Annotated in this window: 15 protein-coding genes; 9 read left to right on the plus strand and 6 right to left on the minus strand. The window is 55.0% G+C overall.

Going from position 1 to position 17,061, the window contains the following annotated elements; all coding sequences use genetic code 11:
- Positions 1-10: 10 nt before the first annotated feature.
- A complete protein-coding gene (locus PYL13_RS05195; RefSeq protein WP_275640661.1) occupies positions 11-1,309 on the minus strand; it encodes a M16 family metallopeptidase in 1,299 nt (432 codons plus the stop codon).
- 20 nt (positions 1,310-1,329) lie between these two features.
- Positions 1,330-2,727 (minus strand): threonine synthase, encoded by a 1,398-nt coding sequence (thrC, locus tag PYL13_RS05200; protein ID WP_259145916.1) that lies wholly within the window; start codon positions 2,725-2,727, stop codon positions 1,330-1,332.
- A 240-nt stretch (positions 2,728-2,967) separates the two neighbouring features.
- Between thrC and PYL13_RS05205 the strand changes: the two genes are divergently transcribed.
- Positions 2,968-3,504, plus strand: a complete 537-nt coding sequence (locus tag PYL13_RS05205; protein ID WP_192487856.1) for a PilZ domain-containing protein — start codon at positions 2,968-2,970, stop codon at positions 3,502-3,504.
- 100 nt (positions 3,505-3,604) lie between these two features.
- Here the strand turns inward: PYL13_RS05205 and PYL13_RS05210 are convergent, their stop codons facing one another.
- Positions 3,605-4,294 (minus strand): HAD family hydrolase, encoded by a 690-nt coding sequence (locus tag PYL13_RS05210; protein WP_275640662.1) that lies wholly within the window; start codon positions 4,292-4,294, stop codon positions 3,605-3,607.
- A gap of 113 nt (positions 4,295-4,407) precedes the next feature.
- Here PYL13_RS05210 and PYL13_RS05215 point away from each other — a divergent pair, with 113 nt between their 5' ends.
- The 4 genes from PYL13_RS05215 (at position 4,408) to PYL13_RS05230 (ending at position 7,613) form a co-directional block, all read left to right on the plus strand.
- Entirely contained in the window at positions 4,408-5,088 is a 681-nt protein-coding gene (locus tag PYL13_RS05215; RefSeq protein ID WP_192487193.1) for a GntR family transcriptional regulator, read from the plus strand.
- Between the two features lie 181 nt (positions 5,089-5,269).
- A complete protein-coding gene (locus PYL13_RS05220) occupies positions 5,270-5,845 on the plus strand; it encodes a biotin transporter BioY (protein ID WP_275640663.1) in 576 nt (191 codons plus the stop codon).
- Entirely contained in the window at positions 5,842-6,294 is a 453-nt protein-coding gene (locus PYL13_RS05225) for a DUF1284 domain-containing protein (protein WP_275640664.1), read from the plus strand. Before PYL13_RS05220 ends, PYL13_RS05225 begins: the two co-directional genes overlap by 4 nt.
- A gap of 173 nt (positions 6,295-6,467) precedes the next feature.
- Positions 6,468-7,613 carry a site-specific DNA-methyltransferase gene (locus PYL13_RS05230; RefSeq protein WP_192487196.1) on the plus strand — a complete coding sequence of 382 codons (1,146 nt, stop codon included), beginning with the start codon at positions 6,468-6,470 and terminating at the stop codon, positions 7,611-7,613.
- A 339-nt stretch (positions 7,614-7,952) separates the two neighbouring features.
- On the opposite strand, the gene PYL13_RS05235 is transcribed toward PYL13_RS05230, so the two are convergent.
- Entirely contained in the window at positions 7,953-8,564 is a 612-nt protein-coding gene (locus tag PYL13_RS05235; protein ID WP_275640665.1) for an HAD family hydrolase, read from the minus strand.
- Entirely contained in the window at positions 8,561-9,664 is a 1,104-nt protein-coding gene (mutY, locus tag PYL13_RS05240) for an A/G-specific adenine glycosylase (RefSeq protein WP_275640666.1), read from the minus strand. Before mutY ends, PYL13_RS05235 begins: the two co-directional genes overlap by 4 nt.
- A gap of 158 nt (positions 9,665-9,822) precedes the next feature.
- Between mutY and PYL13_RS05245 the strand changes: the two genes are divergently transcribed.
- The 4 genes from PYL13_RS05245 (at position 9,823) to smc (ending at position 15,947) form a co-directional block, all read left to right on the plus strand.
- Entirely contained in the window at positions 9,823-11,043 is a 1,221-nt protein-coding gene (locus PYL13_RS05245) for an O-antigen ligase family protein (RefSeq protein ID WP_275640667.1), read from the plus strand.
- Complete coding sequence (locus PYL13_RS05250) at positions 11,024-11,545, plus strand: DUF721 domain-containing protein (protein WP_441296625.1); 522 nt, start codon at positions 11,024-11,026, stop codon at positions 11,543-11,545. The genes PYL13_RS05245 and PYL13_RS05250 overlap by 20 nt, the downstream gene beginning before the upstream one ends.
- Positions 11,546-11,717: 172 nt before the next feature.
- Positions 11,718-12,398, plus strand: a complete 681-nt coding sequence (locus tag PYL13_RS05255) for a DsbA family protein (protein WP_192487201.1) — start codon at positions 11,718-11,720, stop codon at positions 12,396-12,398.
- An 84-nt stretch (positions 12,399-12,482) separates the two neighbouring features.
- A complete protein-coding gene (gene smc, locus PYL13_RS05260; RefSeq protein ID WP_250983152.1) occupies positions 12,483-15,947 on the plus strand; it encodes a chromosome segregation protein SMC in 3,465 nt (1,154 codons plus the stop codon).
- Here smc and PYL13_RS05265 read toward each other — a convergent pair whose 3' ends face one another.
- Entirely contained in the window at positions 15,948-16,925 is a 978-nt protein-coding gene (locus PYL13_RS05265; protein WP_250983151.1) for a VOC family protein, read from the minus strand.
- Positions 16,926-17,061: the final 136 nt, after the last annotated feature.

Below are 17,061 nucleotides of genomic sequence, written 5' to 3' on the forward strand. Positions count from 1 at the left end.
GGGCGTCAACCTAGGCATTCGCTTTTTTCTGTAAGTGCTGCGGTGCTGAGAGGGCAGCGGAGATATCGTCCATGGACGCGAGATTTTCCAACGGGCCGATGGCAGACAGTGTCGGAGCCTTGTCGAAGAACAGGCGTCCGGCAAGATCCGTCAATCGCTCGGTGGTGATGTCACGCAGGCGCTGCATCATCTCGTCATTGGGGATGGGCCGACCATAAAGCATCATCTGCCGTGCAATCTGTCCGGCACGGGCGGCAGGGCTTTCCTGACCCATCAGCAACTGCGCACGAATCTGGGCCCGGGCACGCTCGATTTCCTGATTGTGGATTTTATCAGAAGACTTGCGCAGCTCCTCCAGAATAACTGGAACCAGTTCTGGCAGATCGTTTGCGCCTGTTGCTGCGTGGATGCCGAAAATGCCGGTATCGGAAAAGCCCCAGTGGAACGCATAAACCGAATAACACAGACCGCGATATTCGCGCACTTCCTGGAACAGTCGCGAAGACATTCCGCCGCCCAGAATATTGGCGAGAATTTGCGAGCAGTAGAAATCACGGGCGTGGTAGGCTTTGCCTTCAAAACCGAGCAACACCTGCGCATCCATCAGGTCGCGCGTTTCGCGGATTTCACCGCCCGTGTAGATTGCCTTCTGCATGACAGGCAGCGCATTCGGTGTCTGCGGCAAGGTGGAGAAGCGCTGCTCGACCTGCTTGACGAATGTTTCGTGATCAACGCCACCAGCAGCAACGACGAAAATACGGTCAGTCGTGTAGTTGCGGGAAAGATATCCGCGAATTTGTGAGGTGGTAAACGATTGGACCGTCTCAGGTGTGCCAAGAATTGGCCGGCCGATGGTCTGGTCTTTATAGGCAACGCCGGAAAAATTATCGAAAATCACGTCATCGGGTGTGTCGGTGGCAGCACCGATTTCCTGCAGAATGACGTTTTTCTCGCGCTCCAGCTCGTCTTCCTCAAACGAGGATTCTGTCAGGATATCAGCCAGAATGTCCACTGCGAGCGGGACATCGTCCTTCAGGACGCGGGCGTAATAGGAGGTGGTCTCTGTCGATGTTGCGGCGTTGACTTCGCCGCCTACGTTTTCAATCTCTTCGGCAATCTGGCGGGCTGTGCGTCTCGCTGTGCCCTTGAATGCCATGTGCTCAAGAAGGTGAGCAATGCCATGCTCATTATCGGTTTCATTGCGTGAACCCGATTTGATCCAAACCCCGAGGGCCACACTTTCAATGTGTGGCATGCGCTCGGTTACGACCGTCAACCCGGACGCAAGCCGGGTTACTTGAACATTCATTTTAACGTCTTTCCGCGTCTCTATTCCTTGGCGCGCGCATGTTTGCCGATAAAGGTTTCAACGGCTTTAAGGTCGGCCTCAAGAATTTCGAAACGCTCCTCCCGGTTCATAAGATCAGCGAGCCATGATGGAAGGGCCGGATCGATTGCGCAAGCGGATTTTACAGCCGCCGGAAATTTTGCTGGATGAGCAGTGGCCAGCGTAACCATCGGGCTGCGTGGCTTTTCATGCTTTTTCGCCACAAAAACGCCGGTTGCTGTGTGCGGATCCAGCAAATAGCCAGTTTCCTGCAGGGTGTCGCGAATGGTTGCTGCAACCTGCTTTTCGGTTGCACGGCCTGCGCGGAAGTCGCGACGAATAAACTTCATAGCTTCTTCTGGAATTTCAAAAGAGCCGGACTGCTTGAGACCATCCATGGAATTGCGCACGGCACGCGCATCGCGGTCATAGGCTTCAAACAGCAGGCGCTCGAAGTTCGAGGAAATCTGGATATCCATCGAAGGCGAGGTGGTCGCCTTCACGCCACGCATTTCATAACGGCCAGTCTTCAGCGTGCGCGCCAGAATGTCGTTGTCGTTTGTGGCGATGACCAGACGATCGATTGGCAGGCCCATTTTCTTGGCGACGTAGCCTGCGAAAATGTCACCGAAGTTGCCTGTTGGTACGGTGAAGGACACTTTGCGATCTGGAGAACCGAGTGTCAGTGCCGATGTGAAGTAATACACCACCTGCGCCATGATGCGCGCCCAGTTAATGGAATTGACGCCGGACAGTTTGACGGTGTCGCGGAACTTGGCATCATTGAACATTTCTTTGACGAGGTTCTGGCAATCGTCGAAATTGCCGTGAACGGCAATGGCATGCACGTTTGATGCGGTAGAACTGGTCATTTGGCGCTGCTGCACTGGCGACACCTTGCCGTGCGGGAACAGGATGAAGATGTCTGTACGTTCGCGACCGGCAAACGCATCGATTGCGGCGCCACCAGTGTCGCCGGATGTGGCGCCAACAATAGTCGCTCTCTGATCGCGCTGCGTCAGGGCATAATCCATCAAACGGCCGATCAGCTGCATGGCGACGTCCTTGAACGCCAGCGTCGTGCCGTGGAAAAGTTCAAGCACGTAGGAGTTGGGGCCGGTCTGCACCAGCGGAGCAATGGCTGGATGTTTGAACGTGGCGTAGGCCTCGTCGATCATCGCACGAAAATCATCAGCCGGAATTTCGCCGCCGGTAAAACGGTAAAGCACTTCAAAGGCGATTTCCTGATAGGATTTTCCGCGCAGCGCACGAATTTCCTTTTTGCTCATCGACGGCCATTTACGCGGCACATACAGCCCGCCGTCGCGTGCCAGACCGGCAAGCAGTACATCGCAAAAACCCAGCGAAGGGGCTTCGCCCCTGGTCGAAACATATTCCACGAGATGGTCCCTTGTCGTAAGCAGTCAGGTCGCCGAAGCAAAACAGATATGGTGGTATTCAGTGATGCTGAGGAAAATTCAAGCAAATCCGAACAGGCCAATCGATTTTTTCCGACGTCGCTGCTATAGACCATCGCCAACTGGCGTGAAAGGCCGTTAAACAGGTTCTCCGGTACACCTCGGAGGCAGTGTAGAGGATTGAACAGAGTGTCAGGTCATATTTTGCGTTTATCCGCCGCCATGTCGCTGCTGGCTATCGTTGCCGGATGCAACTCTTCCAGCCCATCGGAAGCGCTCGGCATCGGCGAAACCGGCGGCAGTGCAACCCCGGCAGCCGCAGCTGTTACGCCGGTTGTGCAGGCAAACTGCCCCAAGGTAACGGTTCTCGATAGCAATGCCGTGCATCGCGTTTATGCGCGCGGCGCCAAGGATAATCCAGAACAATTGGTTTATCAGGCGTCATTGGCTGACAGCACCCGCGCCTGCACGATGAACATGGACACATTGACTGTGAATGTTTTGGTGCAGGGCCGAATCGTTCCCGGTCCACAGGCAAAGCCAGGCGCGGTGACATTGCCAATTCGCGTCTCTGTAAAAGATGGCGACGGTGAAATTTTCTCCGAGGTAACGCAGTTTCCGGTCAATATTGCGGCTGATGGTGGCGCGCAGTTCATCTTCAACAATGACCATGTTGCCATTCCAAATGGCCCCGGCGGCGCACCTAAGACTGTAAACGTCTTCGTCGGCTTCGATGATGGTGTGAAAAAGAAGAAGTGACGACTGGCTGGCCCGTCAGCGTAAATCTGCATTAGACGGGTGGCCTAAGGTTTTGAAAAATGGGCGGAAGAACAAAGTGTTCCTACGCCCATTTTCTTTATCAGGAAATGCCGCCCCAATCGGACAGCGCTGCAACGACAGCCGGCAGGTCCATCATGCGGGCGATGACGGTTTCTGCGCCCGCATCGGTCAGCTTGTCAGCGTGGCCGGGGTAGGTGTGCGAGGCGCCGGTAAAGCCGATAACGCGCATGCCAGCCGCTTTTGCTGCATGAACGCCGTGAACGGAATCCTCGACAACAACGGTCTTGGATGGCGAGACATTAAACTGGCTGGCGCCGTGCAGGAAAATATCCGGTTTCGGTTTTACCCTGTCCGGACCAAGGTCTTTGGCCGAATAGATATGCGGATCGAAATAAGGCTTCAGGCCGACTTTGGTCAGCATCATGTCCAGACGCTTGCTGCTGGAATTGGAGCAGATGCAGCGCTGCAGTGTCAGGCGCGCCAGCGCAAACTTGACGCCTTCGATGACTTTGACGTCGCGCTGTAGGCGGGCATCCAGCAGCTTTTCCGATTTGTCGAGCAGCGATGCCGACAGCGGTATGCTTGCTTCACGCTCAACAGCCAGCAGAATATTGTGCCATGTCATGCCGGCAAAACGTTCGCCCATCTCTTCCACGGTAATCGGATAGCCTGCTTCTGTCAGAAGTGCGGATTCGACCTGCGCGGCAATGATTTCGGAATCGACTAGCACGCCGTCACAGTCAAAAATGATAAGGTCGAAGGCGCTCATCTGCGCTCCTTTCAGAATAACAAATCGCGGCGCTTTTAGACCATGCGGCGGTTAAGCTCAACCTGCTTGCGTTTGTTGCTCGACAAGCATTGCGGCGCATTCTATGGGAAGGCATGGCCCCTAAAGAACCCCGCAAGCCGGATGATACAATCGCGGCGCGTATCGCACGCAGTCTCGGCGACCGGATCGTTCGTGGTGAATTGTCGCCGGGTGAGCGGCTGCGGCAGGATCATATTGCTGAAGAGTTCGGTGCCAGTCACGTCCCTGTGCGTGAGGCTTTTCGTCGGCTGGAAGCGCAAGGGCTGGCCATCAGCCTGCCGCGACGCGGCGTCAGGGTTGCAGATTTCGGTCTGAACGAAGTCCGCGAAGTTGCTGAGATGCGCGCGGCTCTTGAGGTTCTGGCCTTGCGCCATGCCATTCCGCACATGACTGCCGCCATTCTTGATGAGGCTGAGGCCGCAACAGCCGAAGGCGACAGCGCGGCAGACGTGCGGAGCTGGGAGGCGGCCAACCGGCGCTTTCACCGGTTGATCATAACGCCCTGCGGCATGCCGCGATTGCTTGAAACGATCGACGGGCTGCATGCGGCGAGCGCGCGTTTCCTGTTTTCGGCATGGCGTGCCGGATGGGAGCGCCGTACAGACCATGACCATCGCGCTATCCTGAATGCCTTGCGTTCTGGCAGGGGAGAGGAAGCTGTGCGTATTTTGGATGGTCACGTGCAATGGATTGGCAGAACCGCCATACGCACACCAGCCGGCTCCACGAAGGATGCCTTTGCTATCGTCGGATAAAATTATAGATAATTTTATTTCCGCGTAATTCACTGTAAATAAAGCCATTTATTGAAATATCTCCACAGTCTCCTGGCGGAGATGCGTGATATTTTTTCAATTTTTGAAGATTCCATTTGGTTTTTGGACGGTTCGATCCTTATAAATTCAGAATTATCTATAATTTTGAAAAGGAAAGATAATGTCTGGAAAAGTATCTGCTTTGAACGGTCGTCTTATCGATAATCTCGAAAAGACTCTGTTTGGGAAAGTCGTCCTCGTGGTTGTCGGCTCGCTGGTGTTGGCAATCGCATCACAGATTTCGGTGCCGATGGTCCCTGTGCCAATCACCATGCAGACATTTGCTGTGACGATGATTGGAGCGCTTTATGGATGGCGATTGGGCGGGCTGACAGTTTTGGCATGGCTCGTTGAGGCGATGGTCGGTTTCCCCGTTCTTGCCGATTTCAAGTCGGGCATTGCACCTTTCATGGGGCCAACCGCAGGATATCTCGTGGCATTTCCGCTAATGGCGATATTTGTCGGTTTCCTCACTGAAAAGGGCATATCTGCCAATCGGTTGTTTGCCGGCTTTTCATTGCACCTTGCCGCGAACCTGCTTTGCCTGCTCTTGGGATGGATGTGGCTGGCACAGGTGATCGGCGCTGAAAAAGCCTGGATCGCCGGTGTTGTGCCATTCCTGATTGGCGCAGTCCTTAAATCTGCTTTGGCAGCAACGGTGCTCAAGGCAACCAAAGGCCGGGTAAAGACCTCTTGAGTATACGTCTGCGCGGGCATCATCTGCTCTGCATGTTGACCTTTGTCGGTGAGGGCTACACAGCGGCCTTCACCGATAATTATCGCAAAATCGCCAAACGGCTGTCTGCCGGTGAGACAATCGAGATTGTCGATCGACCGGACGATATATGCCAACCCTTGCTCTGCAGTCATGGCGCGCATTGTTACAAGGAAAGTGTCGTGCAGCGCGATATTGCTGCATTGGATGCGGTTGGGCGGTTGCTCGGGAAAACACTGTTGATTGGTGATACGCTGAAACCCGACCACGTGTTTCTGTCACGTTTGCGGTTGGCATTTTCACACAATTCGATTCGCAAAGCCTGTCATGATTGCGAATGGAGTTCGCTTTGCGACAAGGTTGCCGCCTCCGGTTTCAAGGGCGTGAAAATCATCTCTGAAACCGTCGAACCCGCTGCGTGCCATGGTTAATGGCACGCTTGCTTCTTCTATTTGTCACACTGCGATGACCAACTGAATACAAATGAAATAATGCTTTTTTGTCAGATATTTGCGTTTTTCTGTCCCGCATTCAGTCTTTGATAACCATCTTCGGTAACCATAGGCATCAGTTCAGTTCGAGTAAGCGTATGGAGCGAGTACCGATGGCATCAGTTTATCCGCTGGCCGATTTTCGGCGTGCCGGTTTTGATCGTGCAGGGCAGGAGGATGCCTGGAAAGACAGCATCATAAAGGGCGATTGCGTAGCAGCTCTTGAAGCATTGCCGAGCCAGTCGGTCGATGCGATTTTTGCCGATCCACCCTATAATCTTCAGCTTGGCGGCACACTGCATCGTCCGGATCAGTCTGTTGTCGACGCCGTTGACAATGACTGGGACCAGTTCGCTTCGTTTGAGGCTTATGATGCTTTTACACGTGCATGGCTTCTCGCCTGCCGTCGTGTGTTGAAGCCCAACGGCACAATCTGGGTTATTGGCTCCTACCACAATATTTTCCGCGTCGGTGCGATGTTACAGGATCTCAACTTCTGGCTCCTCAACGATATCGTCTGGCGCAAGACCAACCCGATGCCGAACTTCAAGGGTCGCCGGTTCCAGAACGCACATGAAACCATGATCTGGGCCAGCCGCGATTCCAAGGCCAAAGGCTATACCTTCAACTACGAAGCGCTGAAGGCATCTAACGATGACGTACAGATGCGCTCCGACTGGCTGTTCCCGATCTGCAGCGGCCATGAGCGCCTGAAAGGCGAAGACGGCAAGAAGGTTCATCCGACGCAGAAGCCTGAAGCATTGCTGGCGCGTGTCATCATGTCCTCGACCAAGCCGGGCGATATCATTCTCGATCCATTCTTCGGTTCTGGTACCACCGGTGCCGTTGCCAAGCGTTTGGGACGCCATTTCGTCGGCATTGAGCGTGAGCAGGATTACATTGATGCAGCTTCCGCTCGCATCGCGTCGGTAGAGCCGCTGGGTAAAGCCGAATTGACGGTTATGACTGGCAAGCGTGCTGAACCACGTGTCGCGTTCAATACGCTGCTTGAAAGTGGACTTGTTCGTCCAGGCCAGGTTCTGACCGATGTGAAGCGCCGTTATAGCGCCATTATTCGTGCGGATGGTACGATTGCTTCAGGCGGTGATGCGGGCTCAATTCACCGGCTTGGAGCCAAGGTGCAAGGGCTGGATGCCTGCAATGGCTGGATGTTTTGGCACTTTGAAGATGGTGCTGACCTCAAGCCTATCGATGAATTGAGAAGTGTCATTCGTTCTGAACTGGCAAAGGTAGAATAAACGATCCACCGCCGCGCCTGTCTGCCAGTTTCTCTTTCCGGTGTAAGTACCTCTAGTCCCGGAAGGAGATGAACGGCCCCCGAAGCGAAAGCCTCGGGGGCCGCTCTGTTTATAAGCTATTTCTGTATAGTGCTGAAATGTTGGTCATATAAGTATTGCTTTAGATAACAAAACCATGACAGTTTCACACAAGCCTGTGTCTTTATCTCTGTTTTCAGAGGAGACATGGCGAGTTGCGAAAGCATAAACGTCTCACGCATGAATTCTGAAATCCTGCCGTTTACGGCTGGACTGACGCAGGTGGGAGACCGCCATTTCCTGCCTGCGTCAGATACTCGCTCACAGCACGCCGTGCGCTTTCAAATCTTCTCTCAGCTTTTCAATGCCGGTAAAATGCACTGCCTGCCATCCGGCCTTGTGTGCGCCTTCGACGTTTGGATAGGAATCGTCGATAAACAATGTGGCCGAAGGCTCCAGATTAAAAGCCTTGTGATGTGTTTCGTAAATCGCGACATCGGGCTTTATCAATCCAACATCGCCGGAAACGGTGACCCCACGTGGCCGTTTCAAAAATGGGTACATTTCCTGCGCCTGCCGGAATGTGTCCGACGCAAAGTTGGTCAGCATCGTCACGTCACGACCGTCCTCGATCAGTCCAAGCATGATCGCAACGGAATCGTCATAGGCGTGCGAGACCATTTCATGCCAGTTTTCGCGAAACGCACGGATATGTGCTTCTTTTTCCGGATGCTCTGCAATCAGCAACGCTTCAGCATCCTGCCAAGTACGACCTCTGTCCTGCTCCAGATTCCAATCATGCGTACATACATTCTCGAAAAACCACTGGCGCTCTTCCTTGTTGGGAATGATGCGGCTGTAGGGAATGTCAGGATCGTAGTGGATGAGTACTTTGCCAATATCGAAAACAATATGCCGAATAGTCTGGGTCATGCAGAGGTCCTGTTATGATCGAAAGCAAACGGAATAGCCTGTTTGATCGCTTTTTTCATGACTGTTGGCAGCGCTTGCGCATCAAGATTTATGACTGGCTCCCACCATCCGTCATTGACATGATTTTGGCTGTCCGCAGGAATTTTTGCCCGGTAGATCGAAAGTCTCAATACAAAATGGGTAAAGACATGCACGATTGCGCCTGCGGCCTCCCAGTCCGCTGGCAACGGCGCTTCTTCGGTCCCCGTCGTGCCGTCGATCCTCGCTGTCCAACCCGTTGTTGGCACTTCTGTCATGCCACCCAGCAAGCCGCTTTCAATCCGCCGCCGCAACAGAATCTCGCCGCTGTCATTGACAGCAATAAAGGCTGCACCGAGCCGGACCGGCTTGTCTTTTTTGGGTGCCTTGACCGGAAAGCGCTCTGGATTGTCAGTGGCAAGCGCCAGACAGTGCTCGTTGAACGGACAGAGTGCGCAGGCCGGACGCTTCGGCGTACAGATAGTAGCACCCAGATCCATCATCGCTTGCGCAAAATCGCCGGGACGGTCGGACGGCGTCAGCGCAACCACCTTCGCTTTCATGGCCGGTTTTGAAGATGGCAGGGGCGCGTCGATGACAAAGAGCCGCGAGATAACACGCTCGACGTTACCGTCCATCACGGCAGCCTGCCGATTAAAGGCGATCGCTGCGACGGCGGCAGCGGTATAATCACCAATACCGGGCAGGGCTCTCAAGCCATCTTCAGTGTCCGGAAATATACCGGCATGGTCACGGGCAACGGTTTCGGCGCATTTCTGCAAATTACGCGCACGTGCGTAGTAACCGAGCCCAGCCCAGGCGGCCATCACATCTTCAACCGGTGCATCAGCCAGATCGGTAACGGTTGGCCAGGATGCCAGGAATTTTGCGAAATAGGGTTTTACCGCCTGCACGGTTGTCTGTTGCAACATCACCTCAGACAGCCAAACGTGATAAGGGTTAGCTGTGACACCTTTTGCTGCCATGGCAGGGGATGTGCGCCACGGGAGTTCCCTGTGATGCCTGTCATACCATCGCAATAGCAGGTCGGATAATGCTGGACGGTCGTTCGTGAGGAGCATTGCACCTTTTCCGCGATATTTATGTCACTCGACACCCCTGGTGGAAACTGTTTTCAACGGAAAAGCAGGGATATGTCACTGGTAATGGCGCATTCTTTAAACTATGCCAACCATCTCATATAGGGCCATGCAAACCTTAGTCAATGAAAGTGGAATTGATGAAGCCTCTGTCAATGAATGCAAACAACCATGTGTTCATTATTGCCGTGGCGGCCTTGGCAGGTGTCGGCGGCTCGGTCACGACGATCCTGTTGATAGCCTCCATTGTCTGGGCGATTGTTTCTCTTTCTCTGAAACGTTTTCCGCCAGCCTTTTCCAGACAGGATCTTTTCCTGATTATACCGGCCATCGTCTACGTTCTGGTGCAGCTCCTCGCCATGATCATCAATTCGGATACCGGTTTGATGCCTGCACTGCGCAAGCTGGCACCATTGCTGCCGTTCTTGCTGTTCTGGCTGATGCTGCCGCGTCTGCGCATTACGTCAGGACGGAGCCTTTTTGAGAGTTTTGTCCTGGGCGCTGCGATCTGTGGCATCCTCGCTTTGCCCGTTGCCATGTGGCAGGGCGTTATTCTGCGGACTCGTGCAGAGGGTGGAGCGGGTAACGCGCTGCCATTTGCCCTGATTTGCGCTCTGTTTTCAGTGCTTGCATTGTTGAACCTGCTGTCTGAGGTCAAATGGCGCAAGATTGTTGGTTTCATTGGCTTTGTGGCTGGCTTCGTCTGTCTGCTGCTGTCTCAGTCACGCGGCATGTTGCCGGCAACCGTCCTTGCTATCGCTTTGTTCTCAATGTTTTTCCCGGCCACTATCAAGCCGTGGCTGAATATCAAGGGTGCGCTTATTCTGGCTGTTGTTGCCGTGATCATCGTTTGGTTCGGCATCAGCAGTGCCGACAGAATTCGCGATACCATTGCCTACATGACCAGTGAAAATGCCACTGCAACCGACACATCATACAGTGTCCGGATGGACTTATGGAAATATGGCCTTGAGCTGGTTCAGCAGAACCCGTTTTTTGGTTATGGTGTTCAAAACAGACGTGTGCTGATTGAACAGACCGGACTGCAGTTCACCCACTTCCACAATGGTTTTCTGACGGCGATGGTTGATTCAGGTATCGTCGGTTTCCTGTCTTTGGTTGCGTTGCTCTGCGCACCGCTTCTGGCCGCGATCAATGCCGCTCGTGATGATTTTTATCGCCAGCGCCTGTTTGTCGCTATCGTTTTGACTGCTACATATGTGGTTGGCGGCATGACGAACTTCATCTTCGGCCACGATATCTACGACAGTATTTTCCTGTGGTCGGCGCTGGTTATTTTTGTCACTCTGCCAGTCACAACTGAAGAGAACACGAAGGGAAATGTGCGTGGCACCGTTTAAGGGACGCAGACCATCTGTTGTCCAGATATCGGAAGTAGCCAACGGTATCATCGACCCGGTGCTGGCGCGCCGGGCAGGGATCAGCACCGCCCTGCTTGGTTCCTGGGATGAAATTGCCGGTGAAGATTTTGCCGACTGCACCCGTCCTGAAAAAATTGCCTGGCCGCAACGCGACGATGCATCCGACGGCAGCGGTTATCAACCCGGTGTTCTGACGATTGCCTGCGAAGGCGCACGTGCGCTTTTCCTGACCCATGCGCAAGGTGAACTGATTGCCCGTATCAACGGATTTTTCGGTTATCCCGCCGTGCGCCAGATCCGTATTGTGCAAAAGCCCGTTTCGCAGGCGATACTGCGCAAGAAAAAACCGCAGCCATTAAAGGGAGACGCCGCGAAGCGTCTTCACGACATGATGGAAGGTATTGAAAGCGAACAGCTTCGCAAGGCGGTGGAGCGATTGGGCACCGCAGTGTTGCAGAAACCTGCGCGCGGACGTTCTTGATCAACGGCAATAGTGTCGGAAAATACTTCCGAATGTGCACTGATATTTTAGCGAAACGAGCTTTGGTCACAATTCTTTGACAATAAGAATGAGAATGGCTGCTTGTTATGAACAGGCCGCCGCGATATCGGAAATACAGACATATCGAGTCTTCACACGAACAGGTGCTTCAATGCCTTCTTCCGAACTTACCATGACCCGCCGTAATCTTCTTGGCAGCGTTGCTTTGGCAGCGGTTTGCGTAACCTTGCCGATTTCGCTGGTTGCGGATTACGCAAGCGCGCAGGAACTGCCGCAATCCATTGGCGATGTGGACATGACGGAAGTGCTCAAGCCTGGCCCTCTGCCAGACAAGGCGCTTGGTGATGCCAACGCACCAGTCAAGATCGTGGAATACATGTCCATGACTTGCCCGCATTGCGCAAACTTCCACAACAACACCTTCGACAAGATCAAGGAAAAGTACATCGACTCCGGTAAGGTGTACTTCGTTATCCGCGAATTCCCGTTCGATCCGCGTGCTGCTGCGGCCTTTATGCTGGCCCGTTGCGCTCCTGAAAACCAGTATTACCCATTCGTCTCCATGCTGTTCAAGCAGCAGCAGACATGGGCGACAGCACAGGATGCACGCGCCGCATTGCTGCAAATGTCGAAACTTGCCGGTTTTTCACAGGAGAGCTTCGAAGCCTGCTTGACGAACCAGAAGCTTCTGGATGATGTGAACGCAACGATGCAGCGTGGTGCTGGCGAGTTTGGTGTAAACTCTACGCCAACCTTCATCATCAACGGCAAGAAGTATGCTGGAGACATGTCGCTTGAATCCATGTCGGCCCTTATCGACAGCCTTAGCTAAACGACGTTCCATTCAAATGACGGGCGGCGGATCATTCCGTTCGCCCGTTTTTTATTGCTTATGCGCTGCCGGGGATAACGATCAATGAAGTTCAACAAGCTACGCCTTGTCGGCTTCAAGTCGTTTGTCGAACCATCCGAGTTCATCATCGAGCCGGGACTGACTGGTGTTGTCGGTCCGAACGGCTGCGGAAAATCCAACCTTGTTGAAGCGCTACGCTGGGTGATGGGGGAAAACTCCTACAAGAACATGCGCGCCTCCGGAATGGATGACGTCATCTTTTCAGGCTCTGGAAATCGTCCGGCCCGCAACACCGCCGAAGTTGGCCTTTATCTCGACAACGCTGATCGTACCGCACCCGCGGCGTTTAATGACGCAGATGAAATTCAGGTGACGCGGCGCATTGAGCGCGAAAATGGCTCGGTCTATCGCATCAATGGCAAGGAAGCCCGCGCCAAGGATGTACAACTGCTGTTTGCCGATGCATCAACCGGTGCCCGCTCGCCATCGATGGTCGGGCAGGGGCGCATTGGCGAGTTGATCAACGCCAAACCGCAGGCCCGCCGTCAGTTGCTGGAAGAGGCAGCCGGCATTTCGGGTCTGCATTCCAGACGTCATGAGGCGGAACTGCGCCTGCGCGCTGCGGAAACCAATCTTGAACGTTTGGAAGATGTAACGGCGCAGCTGGAAAGCCAGATTGAGAGCCTGAAACGTCAGGCCCGTCAGGCAAACCGGTTCAAGAGCCTGTCTGCCGATATTCGTGCCCGCGAGGCCATGTTGCTGCACATCCGTTGGGTGGAAGCCAAGCAGGCGGAAGGCGAGGCCGAAAGCGCACTCAATCAGGCCACTGTTCTGGTTGCTGAAAAAGCCCAGAAGCAAATGGAGGCGGCCAAGGAACAAGGCATTGCCAGCCTGAAGCTGCCGGAATTACGCGAGAATGAAGCGCGTGCCGCAGCCGCCTTGCAGCGCCTGCAGATTGCCCGAACCCAGCTTGATGAGGAAGCAGGCCGCCTGCTCAGACGTCGCGATGAACTGACCAGACGCTTGGCACAACTGGGAGAAGACATCGCCCGCGAAGAGCGGCTGGTTGCCGACAATGCCCAGATCCTGACACGGCTGGATGCCGAAGAGGCCGAGCTGGTCGAGACACTGGCCGATAGCGGGCGTTATGCCGAGGAAACGCGCGAAGCCTTTGAGGCTGCCGCAGCAAAGCTCAGCGAAAGCGAAAATGCCGCAACGGCACTGACGGCCCAGCGCGCGGAAGCGGCTGCTGCCCGTACCCAGCTTGAACGCGCCATTCGTGATCTCGCCGATCGCAAGATGCGCTTGGAAAAACAGGCGCAGGACGCGTCGTCCGAACTGGATGCCATCTCCGAAAAACTGTCTTTACTGCCGGACCCCGCTGAAAAGCGCTCGGTGGTCGAGGCTGCGGAAGATGCGGTCAGTGACGCGCAGATTGCGGTTGAAGATGCCGAAACGGCACTGACGGAAGCGCGCAGTGGTGAGGCCATGGCGCGTGCCCCGGTGGATGCCGCGCGGGCGCGGGTAAACGGCCTTGAAACCGAAGCCCGTACCATTTCACGCATGCTGGCGGCCGGCGCAAGTTCTGGTACATTCACGCCGATCGCTGAAGAATTGACGGTTGGCAAGGGTTTTGAGGTAGCTCTTGGCGCTGCCCTTGGCGATGATCTTGAAAGCTCACTTGATCCGGCAGCTCCGACCTATTGGAGCGTCAGCGGTGACGCGAGTGCTGATCCTGCGCTGCCAACCGGACTTGCCTCTCTGGCCGAACATGTGAAAGGCCCGGTGGCACTGTCGCGTGCGCTCAAGCAAATCGGCATTGTCGCGAACATTGAAGACGCCTTTCGCTTGATGCCGAAGCTGCAAACCGGCCAACGGCTTGTGACGCGTGAAGGTGCAGTGTTCCGTTGGGACGGCCATGTCACCGGTGCAGATGCTCCGGGAACGGCCGCCCTGCGGCTTGCGCAGAAAAACCGTCTAGCTGAGCTGGAAGGCGAGATGGAAGAAGCGCGTTTTGCGCTCTCAGAAGCAGAAGAACAGCTTGCGGCGACGGCGGATGAAATTCGCCTTGCCGATATTCGCCTGAATGAAGCGCGCGAAATGAGCCGCCTTGCCGTGCGGCATCTGGCGGAATCACGTGACGCGCTGTCCAGTGCAGAGCGCGCCTCCGGTGACCTGATGCGTCGTCGCGATATCGTCAGCGAAGCCCTCAACCAGATACGGTCGCAGATCGAAGAGGTTGTCATTCAGGAAGAAAATGCGCGTATCGAAATGGATGATGCGCCTGATCTGACGCAGATCGATACCCGTTTGCGCGAAGTCCAGATGGAGGTTGCTACCGATCGTGGCCTGCTTGCCGAAGCCCGCGCCCGTCACGAAGGTCTGAACAGGGAAGCCGAAGCCCGTCAGCGCCGTATCAACGCCATCGCGCAGGAGCGCAGTACCTGGCAGGCACGTGTTGCCAGCGCTTCCGATCATATTTCGACCTTGCGTGAACGTGAGGAAGAAGCCCGCGAAGAAATGCTCGATCTCGAGGTCGCGCCAGAAGAGTTCGATGAAAAACGCCGAGCGCTTTTGACGGAACTTCAAAAGACTGAAGAGGCCCGCCGTCTGGCCGCTGACCAGCTGGTGCATGCGGAAAATCTGCAACGTGAAGCAGACCGCACGGCTGCAACGGCACTGTCAGAACTGGCGGAGGCCCGCGAGCGTCGCGGTAGAACCGAAGAACGTCTGGTATCTGCGCGCGAAAGACGCCAGGAAACCGAACATCGCATCCAAGAGACGCTCAATGTCGGTCCACATCAGGCCTACCGCCTGACGGGCCTTGCCGCTGATGCAGCGCTGCCTGATTTGCGCGAAGTGGAGCGTGAACTTGATCGCCTCAAGATAGAACGCGAAAGACTAGGCGCGGTTAACCTGCGTGCCGACGAAGAACAAGCAGAGCTTTCGGAAAAATTGACCGCTCTGGTCAAGGAACGCGATGACATTATCGATGCCATCAAGAAACTGCGCGCCGGTATCCAGAGCCTGAACCGCGAAGGACGCGAGCGTTTGATCGCTGCCTTTGACGTGGTCAATGGCCAATTCCAGCGGCTGTTCACGCACCTGTTCGGCGGTGGCACTGCGGAACTGCAATTGATTGAATCGGAAGACCCGCTGGAAGCCGGTTTGGAAATTCTTGCCCGCCCACCCGGCAAAAAGCCGCAGACGATGACGCTTTTGTCCGGTGGCGAGCAGGCATTGACGGCAATGGCGCTGATCTTTGCTGTGTTCCTGACCAACCCGGCACCCATTTGTGTGTTGGACGAGGTGGACGCACCGCTGGATGACCACAACGTCGAGCGTTACTGCAACCTTATGGATGAAATGGTGGCGTCAACCGCAACGCGGTTCGTCATCATCACCCATAACCCGATCACCATGGCCCGCATGAACAGGTTGTTCGGTGTGACCATGGCAGAGCAGGGTGTGTCCCAGCTCGTGTCTGTCGATCTTCAGGCCGCAGAGCGGCTTGTCGAGGTTGCGTGATCAGGCTTTTTGCAGTCTAAGGCCGGTTCCCCAGGGATCGACAGCTTCAACATCGCCATTCTCAAGCTGGGAAACCTTGTAACCTGCCGCCTCAAGACGATCCCGCTGCTGCTTGATGTCTGCCGCGTCGGTGATCTTCAGCGAGAACCAGGCAAGCCCGGTCTGCTTGTCATCGCGCAATTCGGCGCCCCGGCTGTTCCAGGTGTTGATAGCGACATGGTGATGATACCGCCCGGAAGACAGGAAGGCAGCGTCCTCACGGTTGCCGCGTGTCGAGGCGAGGCCCACTGCATTTTCATAAAACGCACGTCCCTTAGCGATATCGCCGACCCGCAAATGCATGTGCCCGATACGCAGATTATCCGGCGCGATCGTATAGTCGTCCTTTGTTGTATCGGTCAGCGCGACGATGTCGTCGATATCAAGTTCCTTGGTGCCCATCGTCACCACATCGCCATCCCACTGCCAGCTGTCCTTCTGACGGTCACTGTAGACTTCGATGCCGTTGCCTTCGGGGTCGTTCAGATAGACGGCTTCACTGACATTGTGGTCGGCAAAACCGGTAACCGGTGCCTGCATTCTTGCGACATGCACAAGCCAGCGGGCAAGATCCTTGCGGGTGGGCATCAGGTAGGCGATGTGGAATAGGCCCGCAGCACTCTGGCTCTCAAATTCCGCCTGCGGCAGGTGAATGAGATGCAGCAGTGGTATGCCACCGGCACCAACAATGACGGTGTTGCCGTTGCGCGCAATCTCGGTGAAGCCCATCACCTGCCGGTAATAGGCAAGCATGTTATCAAGGTTTTTTACCCGGATTGCGGCCTCGCGGACATGCATTGGCGTGGTCAGAGCAAACGGCAGGGCATCGGTGGAAAGGGTCAGGTTGGTCATGCCTTCGGCTTTGACAGCACCGGCCAGGGCAGCGCTGGCAGATGTCACGCCAGCAAGTTTCAGAATATGTCTGCGAGAATGGTTCATGGAAAAAATCCGGGAGTGAGATTGATTTCCCTTACGCCGCGTTTTGTGCTCTTGCATCTCACGAATGCGTCAACCGTTTACGGAAAATTCGTGATCCTGAGAGGCAAAGCATGCAATCGCCTCATTTCTGTTGCAC

This window comes from Agrobacterium sp. Azo12 (assembly GCF_029193765.2).
GTDB lineage: Bacteria > Pseudomonadota > Alphaproteobacteria > Rhizobiales > Rhizobiaceae > Agrobacterium.